General features: G+C 52.8%; 10 protein-coding genes. 3 read left to right on the top strand and 7 right to left on the bottom strand.

Going from position 1 to position 10,260, the window contains the following annotated elements; genetic code table 11:
• Nucleotides 1–5: 5 nt before the first annotated feature.
• From ACLHV9_RS00275 to ACLHV9_RS00255, 5 genes are all read right to left on the bottom strand, one after another.
• Nucleotides 6–1,703, bottom strand: a complete 1,698-nt coding sequence (locus tag ACLHV9_RS00275; RefSeq protein ID WP_407220031.1) for a ShlB/FhaC/HecB family hemolysin secretion/activation protein — start codon at nt 1,701–1,703, stop codon at nt 6–8.
• A 182-nt stretch (nt 1,704–1,885) separates the two neighbouring features.
• A complete protein-coding gene (locus ACLHV9_RS00270; RefSeq protein ID WP_028017819.1) occupies nt 1,886–2,839 on the bottom strand; it encodes a GlxA family transcriptional regulator in 954 nt (317 codons plus the stop codon).
• A gap of 26 nt (nt 2,840–2,865) precedes the next feature.
• Entirely contained in the window at nt 2,866–3,645 is a 780-nt protein-coding gene (locus tag ACLHV9_RS00265) for an MBL fold metallo-hydrolase (RefSeq protein ID WP_028017818.1), read from the bottom strand.
• A 124-nt stretch (nt 3,646–3,769) separates the two neighbouring features.
• Complete coding sequence (gene nlpA / locus ACLHV9_RS00260) at nt 3,770–4,570, bottom strand: lipoprotein NlpA (protein ID WP_028017817.1); 801 nt, start codon at nt 4,568–4,570, stop codon at nt 3,770–3,772.
• A gap of 138 nt (nt 4,571–4,708) precedes the next feature.
• A complete protein-coding gene (locus ACLHV9_RS00255; protein ID WP_108089304.1) occupies nt 4,709–5,128 on the bottom strand; it encodes a GNAT family N-acetyltransferase in 420 nt (139 codons plus the stop codon).
• 140 nt (nt 5,129–5,268) lie between these two features.
• Here ACLHV9_RS00255 and ACLHV9_RS00250 point away from each other — a divergent pair, with 140 nt between their 5' ends.
• Nucleotides 5,269–5,565 carry a YicS family protein gene (locus tag ACLHV9_RS00250; RefSeq protein ID WP_028017815.1) on the top strand — a complete coding sequence of 99 codons (297 nt, stop codon included), beginning with the start codon at nt 5,269–5,271 and terminating at the stop codon, nt 5,563–5,565.
• Between the two features lie 16 nt (nt 5,566–5,581).
• Here ACLHV9_RS00250 and ACLHV9_RS00245 read toward each other — a convergent pair whose 3' ends face one another.
• Nucleotides 5,582–6,733 (bottom strand): IS30-like element IS30 family transposase, encoded by a 1,152-nt coding sequence (locus ACLHV9_RS00245; RefSeq protein ID WP_001254932.1) that lies wholly within the window; start codon nt 6,731–6,733, stop codon nt 5,582–5,584.
• A 164-nt stretch (nt 6,734–6,897) separates the two neighbouring features.
• Between ACLHV9_RS00245 and ACLHV9_RS00240 the strand changes: the two genes are divergently transcribed.
• Nucleotides 6,898–7,803, top strand: a complete 906-nt coding sequence (locus tag ACLHV9_RS00240) for a DMT family transporter (protein ID WP_108089303.1) — start codon at nt 6,898–6,900, stop codon at nt 7,801–7,803.
• Between the two features lie 37 nt (nt 7,804–7,840).
• On the opposite strand, the gene nepI is transcribed toward ACLHV9_RS00240, so the two are convergent.
• The gene (gene nepI / locus ACLHV9_RS00235) at nt 7,841–9,031 is read right to left on the bottom strand and encodes a purine ribonucleoside efflux pump NepI (RefSeq protein WP_108089302.1); all 1,191 of its coding nucleotides are present in this window, start codon (nt 9,029–9,031) and stop codon (nt 7,841–7,843) included.
• Nucleotides 9,032–9,238: 207 nt separating this feature from the next.
• Here nepI and ACLHV9_RS00230 point away from each other — a divergent pair, with 207 nt between their 5' ends.
• A complete protein-coding gene (locus ACLHV9_RS00230) occupies nt 9,239–10,237 on the top strand; it encodes an aldo/keto reductase (RefSeq protein ID WP_108089301.1) in 999 nt (332 codons plus the stop codon).
• Nucleotides 10,238–10,260 lie beyond the last annotated feature (23 nt).

The raw sequence follows: 10,260 nt of genomic DNA, 5'->3' as shown, positions 1-10,260 counted from the left end.
GTCTCTTAAAGCATGAAGGCAATGCGCCAGTTAACGCTCACATGATCCGGGCCGAGCCAGTCGGGGTAGTGCAACGGCGTACCGACCGAAATCTGGCTGCTGTACCAGCGCCCTGCGCTGCTCAGCCCCACCGAACCACCCCATAACGTGCCGGAGGCAAAGCGGTCCTGACGGTCTTTTTCCAGCCAGCCGCCGTCAACGGCGAGCGTTGCGCTCACCGCACCAAGCACCGGGAGGGTGAAGAGGGAATACCCCAGCTCGTTACGCCAGTAGCCGCCGTTGTCCCCGGACAGGTACTGCTCTTTAAAACCGCGCACGGAGCTTTCACCGCCGAGCGTCAGGCGCTCGGAGCCGTAAAGGCGGTCGGGCGACCACTGGCCGTAGGCGCTGGTCAGCCACCAGGCGTTACGGGTAATCGGCCGCTGGAAGCTGGCGTTCAGGCTCCATTTGCGGAATTCAGCGCGCGGCATATCCCCGGACTTATCTTCGTCGGTTTCGGCATTGAACCACGGCATACCGTGGCTCCAGGTCGGGTTGAAGGTCGCCACACCGCCCAGCATTTTTTGCGTGTGGGTAATTCCCAGGACCAGGCTGGAGAGGTTACGCGTGCTGCTCTGAAGCGGCGCGTCGTTAAGCCAGTTGCGGCTGGAGCGCTGAACCACGCCTGCCGCAATGCCGGTTTTGACATCCCCGTTGCGGAAGACCACCCATGACGCGTTAACGCGGTGGGTTTTGGTATCGCCCGTGGAGAGCCAGTTGAACCCCTGGTTACTGATGGTGGTCCGGTAGTTACTCCAGGCGTAGCTGTAGTCCAGTAATCCGTAACCAAACGGCACGCTGACGCCCGCCTGGAAATTCTGCGCATCGTACGCGCTGGCAAAATCACTGCTGCGCCCGCCGCTGACAAACCATTTATCCGCCAGCCCCAGCATATTATTGGCGGTGAGCACGCCACTCAGCTGATCTTCCCCGGTACTCTTCTGCCCGCTATTATCCAGGCTTACGGATGCACTTAAGGTAAATTCCGGTTTTGCCGTGAGATTAACGATGGAATATCCGGCCTGCGTCCCCGGAAGAATTTCGATCTGAACCGGTTCGGTGCGCAAACGGTTAATTTGCTCCATGCCCTGTTCGATGTCGCGTAAATTAAGAATGCCCCCCACCCGTCCCGGAAACGCCATTTTCAGCATACGCGGCGTTTCGCCTTCCAGACGGATCGCTTCCAGTCTGCCTTCCAGCACAACAATATTCAGCTGGCCGCCGGAGAGATCCTGCTCGGTAAGAAAAGCCCGGCTGGTGATATATCCCCGGCTGATATACCAGTCAGAAATATGGGCGAGAAGTTCCGTTATTTTCGCCATATCCAGACACCGCCCCTGCCACGGTGCGACAAGGGTCTGACGGGTTTTCGGGGAGATTAAGGTCGCACCGGAAAGGGTAATGGTATGAATGGTGAAACAGGGCCCGGATCCGGTAACAGGTAGCGGTCTGGCAGGCGCGGGGCGAGGAATACTGCGCTCCAGTTCTTCACGCTGTTGCTGGTTTTGTAATAAAAGCTGCTGCTGTTGCTGTTGAATGGAGTCGCGATCGGCTGGCGACAGCGGCGCAGCATTTGCGCTCGCTAAAAAAAACACAGCTAATAAGATAGCAGCAGCATAATTTACTAATGAAATTATTCTATTTTTTATTCCGGAGCTATTCATCCATGCCACAAAAATGTTCGAAATTATTATTTTAGTAATATAAGAGTATTCCTAAAGTGAGTATATGTAATTTACGTTAGGGAACCTAAAATAAATCTTTCTTTCAGAAAAGTGAGAAGGGTATTAAGAATAAATACGAAATGATTTAACTAACCCTTAAATCTTGAGTAAGCCCTAATACACTAGCAGTGAAGACGGAAGGTTTTTCGCCATTCCGCCGGGCTGACCCCAAAACGCGCTTTAAACTGCTGGCGATACGTCACCGCCGACACAAATCCCACCTGTTCTGCCACGCGTTCAATCGGTATATTTCCGGCTTCCAGTAATATCTGACTGCGTCGCAACCGTTCCGCAGTTAGCCAGTCGGCGACGCTCATCCCCGTAGCGTTAATAAAATGGCGAGTCAGGGTGCGGCGGCTCATGGAAACCACCTCCGCCAGCGAGTCCAGATTATGCGGCTCGGTAATGTGCTGCTGGAGATAATCGATCAGGCAGTTAATCCGCGCATCGCGGGTGTCTTTTGGCACCGGCTGGGCAATAAACTGCGCCTGTCCGCCTTCACGGTGCGGCGGCACAATCATCCGCCGGGCAATCTGGTTCGCGACCACGCTGCCAAAGCGCTGGCGGATAATGTACAAACAACAATCCAGCGCAGCGGCGGTGCCCGCTGAAGTGATGATGTTGTCGTCATCCACGTAGAGGGCGTTGATATCCAACTGAACGTTCGGGAAAAGCAACTGGAACTGGTGCTCAAACTCCCAGTGCGTGGCCGCACGTTTGCCGTCGAGAATGCCCGCATAGGCCAGCACAAATGATCCCAGACAAAGCCCGACGATTTCCGCGCCGTTGTCTCTTGCCTGCGCCAGGCTGTCGAGCAGCACCTGAGGCGGGCGTTCAAGGACATGCTGCCAGTAGGGAACGACAACAATATCGGCCTGACCAATAGCGGTGTAGTCCTGCGTGGCGTTGAGGGCAAATCCGTCTTTTGAGGTGAGAAAACCCGGCGTTTCGGCGCAGATCGTCACGTTAAAGCGCTTTTCACCGGATACCGTATCACCAAACAGAATGCAGGGAACGGAGTAATGGAACGGGCTAAACCCGTCCACCGCAACAATCGCGACGTTTACTGGCGGCATCTGTCTCTCCCTTCCCCGTTAAACACTCAGAATATAACGCTTTCGCCATCCTGTGGAATGCTCAGCGCATCACTGAACTGGTTGGCTTCGGCGTACTCACGCAGTGCGTGGCGGGTTAACAGGCAGTGGTTGATCGCCTCCATATGGACCGCCACAATCTGTGCCTGCGGCAGCAGGAAATGGACGTTCAGCACGTCCTGCTCGCCCATGATAATCGGCCCGAAACCCAGCACATGCGCGTAACCGGCATTCAGTACTACCACATCCGGCTGGTGTTTTTGCAGATCGGTCGCCACCTCTTCGCGCCAGATGGTATCGCCTGCGATGTACAACGTCTTCTCATCAGGATGGCGCAACACCACACCGCAGGCTTCGCCCAGACGTTCTGCCAGCTCTGGCACCGCATAAGCACGATCGGTACCGTGCTGGCCACCGTGGGTCTTCGTGATGCGGATATCGCCAAAGCGAGTCTCTTCGGTCATCACCGTCAGGTGGGTAAACCCCTGGGTGCGCAGCAACGCGGCGTCGCTGTCGTTTTGCACGTAGACCGGTTTGTCTTTGGCGATCAGCTCAATGGCCGTTTGATCCCAGTGATCGTCATGGGTGTGGGTGACAATCACGGCATCGGCATCCAGCAGCGTTTTTACGTCAACGGGCAGGTCGACCATCGGGTTGCGAATGTCTGCACGCGCCGTGCCCGGAAAACCGGGATACGCGCCTTTTGGTGCCAGCATTGGGTCAATTAATAAACGTTTTCCGGCGTAGGTAATCAGCTGAGTGGCATTGCGAATTTGGGTGATGTTCATAGGGTATCCTCCGGTTGGTGTGATAAGGAGAATAGCCAGAGGGGCAGTTTTGCGATGTGGGCTAAAGGGCAATGATCGATGGAATCGGGCCAATAGGAAAAGGCGGGTTTCCCCGCCAGCATGCTTACCAGCCTGGTACCGCCCCACCGTTAAAGATCGTCTCCGCCGCTTTCGCCACCTCAGGTGACTGATACGACTGAATAAACTCCTTCACGTTTTCTGCGTCTTTGTTGTCTTCACGCGTCACCACAATGTTCACGTACGGTGAATCTTTGTCTTCGATAAATACGCCGTCATGCACCGGCGACAGCCCGGTTTGCTGGAGATAGGTGGTGCTGATGATGGCAACATCAACTTTCGGGTCATCCAGCACGCGCGGCAGCTGCGCCCCTTCCAGCTCCATAATTTTCAGGTTTTTGGGATTTGCCGTGATATCCAGCGCCGTCGGCAGCAGGCCAACGTCTGGCTTGAGGGTAATCAGCTTCTCTTTTTGCAGCAGCAACAGCGCGCGGCCGAGGTTAGTCGGGTCGTTCGGAATAGCAATGGTCGCGCCATCTTTCAGATCGGACACGGATTTGATCTTGCGGGAATACCCGGCCATCGGGAAAACAAAGGTGTTCGCCACGGCGACCAGTTTGTAGCCGTGCGCCTTGTTATCTTCTTCAAGGAATGGGCGATGCTGGAAGACGTTGGCATCCAGTTCACCGTGGTTGGTGGCATCGTTGGGCAGCAGCGATCCGCTGAAGCCCACCAGCTCCACATCCAGGCCATATTTCTCTTTCGCCACCTTTTTGGCAACTTCCGCCACGTCTTGTTCGGCGCCATTGATGACGCCCACTTTAATGTGCTTAACATCATTGCCACTTTGGTCACAGCCCGCCAGCAGCAGGCCAGTCAGAAGAAGCACACCCAATCGGAGTTTCACGATACAGTTCCTTTTGATAAACGTTTTGATGACTATATCGACAACGCGGCGATGAGCTAAAAACCGAAAAAGAATCAATAAGAAGGATAAGTTATATGCGGTCGATTGCTGGGCTTATCCTGCCTACAGATTCGGGATTTAAAGCGCTTTCGCCAGATAATGTCGCTGCATGCCAGGATAAGGATAATCCTGCAAAGACATCTGTAGCTGGTACCCCTGTTTTTCATAGAACGGGCGCGCCTGGAAGCTGGCGGTGTCGACGAGCGCATGTTTACAGCCGTTGCGTCTGGCTTCCTCTTCGGCCGATTTAATGATCTGGCTACCCACACCGGAACCCCGCACGGTATCGCTGACCCAGAGAAAGTCGATATTCAGCCAGTCGCCTTTACGTACGCCAATTAATCCGCCCAGCATCACGCCATTTTCATCTCGCATGTAAACGCCAATTTCACCGCTAAAATTCGATAGATCGAGAAACTGCCCGTTATAGGCTCTCAGCCCCGTCAGTAACTCCTCTTTCTCTTGCGTGGTGACTGTATCAGTAATGCTCAGGTGCATATTTTTCTCCTTATTTTTCTGTGCCGTTTCACTATCTCACACACTCATCCTGGAGAAAATTCATACTTTCGACTGGAGCCGCTACACTGAATGTAACGATATATTTCATAGGAAGCATGTGACTTCTAAAGGGGGTTTTGATGAAAGCTGCGCACCTGGTCTGCCTGCTGGTTTGTCTGCTCTTCGCCGCGTTTGTCCATGCACAGGAAAAGGACGACCCGGCGAAAGAGGCACAAATAAAGCAGCAGGTCCTTAAAGATATTAAGAAAACCTGTACGCCACAGAAAAAGCAGAGCGATAAAGCCTGGCAGGAGATGATTTTGTCATCCGAGGCCAATCAACTCCTGATCAAAAACGCCATTACCGCCGTGAAGCGCGACAATCTGGACGCCTACTGGGCAGCGATTGGTCAGGTGGATTGTATGGAAGATTATTAAGTACGCCGCTGTAGATTCAATCTGTCAATGCAACACCCCTTTCAATTATCTCTTTCGGTGTTTTGAACTTCAGTGTCTTTCTCGGTCTGTTGTTTAGCTGAGCAGCAACCAGATCTAGTTCATGTTGAGTATATTGGGCAAGACATGTCTTTTTAGGAAAGTACTGCCGAATTAGCCCATTTGTGTTCTCATTTGTTCCCCGCTGCCAAGGACTCTGAGGATCGCAGAAGTAAACTTTAACGCCGGTGCTGACAGTAAATTCTAGATGTCTGGCCAGTTCCATTCCTCTGTCCCATGTCAGTGATTTTCTGAGTTCTGACGGTAAACTCAGGAATTTGTCGGTAAGAGCCTGATTTACTGAGACAGAATCTTTGCCCCTGAGTCTAAGGATGATCGTATAACGTGATTTTCGGTCTACAAGTGTGGCTATATGAGAGTTTTTTGTACCTGAGACTAAATCGCCCTCCCAATGCCCCAGAGAGCGTCTGTTATCGATATTTCGGGAACGTTCGTGAATTGGTGTTCCGTTCACTATGTTAATCGTACCTCTTTCGCCTTTGCGGGTATGACGCCTGCCATGGCGAAGGCTATGCGACCGTCGCAGATGCTGTATATTCAGGTGGTGTAGCGCTTCACGGCTACGAAAGTACAGCGTTTTATAAATTGTCTCAGGTGATATTCGCAGCGTTTTTTGACGTGGTTTTGTTCGCCTTAACCATCCTGATATTTGCTCTGGAGACCATTTCATCTCCAGCTTTTCCAGAACAAGCTTTCGCAATGGTAAATTTTGATCCAGTAAGCACGGTTTTGGCCTTTTCGCCATTCTGTTGGCTCGGTTATTAGCATCAACAGCTTTGTAATAGCGTCTGCCCCGATTACGCTGAACTTCACGTGAGATCGTCGAAGGACTGCGATTCAGCGCAGTAGCTATCGCACGAATGCTCATTTTGGCTGACAAACCAGCTCGTATCTCCTCGCGCTCAGACAGTGTCAGGTGAGCTACAGCCCGCTTACGCTCATGGGGTTTTATGCCGCCAGTATCCCTTAACATAGTGAAGATCGTTCCGGGTTTTGAACCCAGGATATTCGCTATTTCACTGAAGCCTGTTCCGTTCTTCCATAGTTCAAAAACAGAGGCTTTTTCCTCTGCTGTAAATGTTCGTCTCATTCAAAAAACCTCCGCAACCCCATGTTTTCACATAACTGTTGCGTTGACCAATTGAATCTACAGCTACGTTTCCCATGACGAGTCTGGTTTAGGGCTCCTGGCTGCACGCCACAGGTAATCGACCCGTGTTATGCTGGGAAAAAATCAACATAACAGGGGAGAACATGGGTTCCACACGTAAAGGGATGCTGAACGTCCTGATCGCCGCCGTTTTATGGGGAAGCTCAGGAGTTTGCGCGCAGTACATCATGGAGAAAAGCCATATTTCTTCGCCTTATCTGACCATGGTTCGCCTGCTGTTTACCGGCGTGATCCTGCTTACGCTTTCCTTTGTTCACGGCGACAAGATTTTCTCGGTCATCAAAAATCGAAAAGATGCCATCAGCCTGCTGATTTTCTCGCTGGTTGGCGCGCTCACCGTGCAGCTTACTTTCCTGCTGACGATTGAAAAATCCAACGCAGCAACCGCCACCGTGCTGCAATTCCTGTCGCCGACCATCATCGTGGCGTGGTTTGCGCTGGCGCGGAAAAAGCGCCCTGGTGTTTTTGTCTTATCCGCGATAATGACGTCGCTTGTCGGCACGTTCCTGCTGGTGACGCATGGCGACCCGACCTCACTCTCTATTTCGCCTGCGGCGCTGTTCTTCGGGATCGCTTCCGCCTTTGCCGCCGCGTTTTATACCACTTACCCGTCAACGCTGATCGCCCGCTACGGCACGCTGCCGATTGTTGGCTGGAGTATGTTGATTGCCGGGGTAATGCTGACCCCGTTCTACGCCGGGCGCGGGACAACGTTTGTCATTGATGGCAGCCTGCTGCTGGCGTTCTTCTACCTGGTGGTGATCGGTACGGCGCTGACGTTCAGCCTGTACCTGAAAGGTGCGCAGATGATTGGCGGGCCAAAGGCGAGCATTCTGAGCTGCGCCGAGCCGCTGAGCAGCGCGCTATTGTCGGTTATCCTGCTGGGCGTGGCGTTCACCCTGCCGGACTGGCTGGGCACGCTGTTGATTGTGTCGTCGGTAGTGCTGATTTCGATGGATTCGAGAAGACGGGTTCAGACATCGGCGTAGCCAGATTCCCTCTCCCACGGGGAGAGGGAGAAAACCACTACTTCGCTTTAACCTTACCCGCCACCAGCAGCGCCGTCAGCAGCATCAGCGTACCGGAAATCACCAGCGGTGACGTCAACCCCAGATGGTCGAGCGCAACACCGCCGATGGCAGCACCGCAGGTGTTCGCCAGCTGGATCACCGCCACCTGAATGGAACCGGCTTTTTCCGCCTGATCGGCCAGTGAGCGGGTGATCCACGTTGACCAGCCCACCGGCACCAGCGCAAAGGCAAAGCCCCAGATAATGGCAATCGCCGACGCCACCCATTTATCGCTACCCCACAGCACCAGTACCGTGGCACTGATAGCCAGCACCAGCGGTGCGCCCGCCAGCGCCACTTTCAGGGAGCGTTTCAGGAACTGGGACGAGAGTGAGGTGCCCACAAAACTGGCGATACCGAAACTCAACAGCACCAGCGTCAGGCCATCCACGTCAAATCCCGCCATGGTCATAAACAACGGGCGGATGTAGGTGAAGAAGGCAAACTGCCCGGCGAAAGACATAAAGATAGCAGTCATCCCCGCCAGCACACCCGGGCGCTTCAGCAGGCTGAACATGTTCTGTTTGTGATGAGCGGCTTCACCGGGCAGAGACGGCAGTGCTTTCCACACCCAGATAATGCACAGAAAACCCATTACCGCCGCCGCATTAAACACGTTTCGCCAGCCGATAATCCCACCAAGGAAACTGCCCAGCGGCGCGGCGATCACCAGCGCGATAGAGACCGCACCGAAGATAACGGACAACGCTTTTGGCACCGTGCGGGCAGGTACAAGCCGCATGGTCAGTGAGGCGGACATTGCCCAGAAGCCGCCCAAGCCTAAACCCAGACAGGCGCGTCCAAGCAACAGCAGGGTAAAGTTATTGGCAAAAGAAACCAGCAGGCAGGAGAGCGTCAGCAGCACGCTAAACAGAATAACCACTTTGCGGCGGTCAATGGTACCAATCACCTGGGTGATAAACAGGCTGGCGAACATCGCCACAAAGGCAGTTACGGTAACAGACTGTCCCGCCACACCTTCGGAAATGCCCAGATCCTGCGCCATGGGCGTCAGCAGGCTGACCGGTAAAAACTCAACGGTAATCAGGCAGGCGACGCAGAATGCCACGGAGAAAACCGCCGACCAGTTCGGGCGTGAAACCTCTTTGGTCTGCGGTCTGGTCGTGGGCTGGATATGTTCTGTCATGGCGTCACCTGAAGATAAAAACGTGCGGAAAAGTCGCGCAGTTTATCATCAAAAGTGTGACGAATTTAACGATTTGACAACTTTTGTCGTTTTTAATTTTCCGGGAGGCAGATCGGCGGGAACTGATACCTTTTCAGCATAACGAAAATGAAAATTCAGTATCCACATTTGAGGTGAAACAATCATAGCGTCTGAAAAGGAGAAACTATGAAAACTCGTAACTTATCTCAAAATCTTACTGTTAGTTCTATTGGCTTTGGTGCGATGGGGCTGAGTGAATTTTACGGGCAGGCGAATGACTATGCATCACTTGAGGTGTTGCATAAGCTCATTGAACTGAACGTGACGTTCATTGATACCGCAAATCTGTATGGCCGCGGTCACAATGAAAGGCTGATCGGTCACTTTCTTGCCGGGCTGGATAAAAGCACACGCGAGCAGTTTAAAATTGCCACGAAGTGCGGTATCGATCGCTCTCCCGACGAGTCCTATGCCCGCTCCATTAATAACACACCCGACTATATCATCCGTTGCTGTAACGAATCCCTTAAGCGCCTTGGCGTTGAGCGCATCGATCTCTTTTACCTTCACAGAGTGAGCAACGAAACACCGATCGAAGAAAGCATGGATTGCCTGAGTGCGCTCGTTAAAGAAGGTAAAATTAACCATATTGGTCTTTGTGAAGTTTCAGCTTCCACGCTGCGACGAGCCCATGAAGTACATCCTGTCACCGCGCTGCAAACAGAATATTCCCTGTGGACGCGTGATATTGAAGATACCGTTCTGCCGGTCGTGAAAGAGTTGGATATCGGCCTGGTTCCTTACTCGCCTCTCGGTAGAGGCTTCCTTACCGGGAAATACCTGAACAACAGTGATTTTGCAGAGGGTGATTTCCGCAAGAATAACGAGCGTTTTATTCAGTCCAGTCTCGATCATAATCGCCAGCTGCTCGATATCATTACTCCGCTGGCGACAAAATATGGCTGTACCGCAGGTCAGATTGCGCTTGCATGGCTGTTAGCGCAATACGATAAGCTGGTCCCCATTCCGGGCACGAAGCACCTCAATTATCTGACCGAGAATGCGCGCGCTGCCGACATTGTGCTTGAGAATACAGATATTGATTCGTTGAACACTCTTCATCGACAAATAGACATAAAAGGCGATCGCTATTCTGCAGAGGGTATGAAAGGGGTGAATGCCTGATACGTTATCATAAAAATAAAAAA

This window comes from Enterobacter sp. CPE_E890, from assembly GCF_046521475.1.
Classification (GTDB): Bacteria; Pseudomonadota; Gammaproteobacteria; order Enterobacterales; family Enterobacteriaceae; genus Enterobacter; species Enterobacter adelaidei.
Note: the sequence above shows the minus strand (reverse complement) of the source record. Positions and strands in the feature narration are given on the sequence as shown.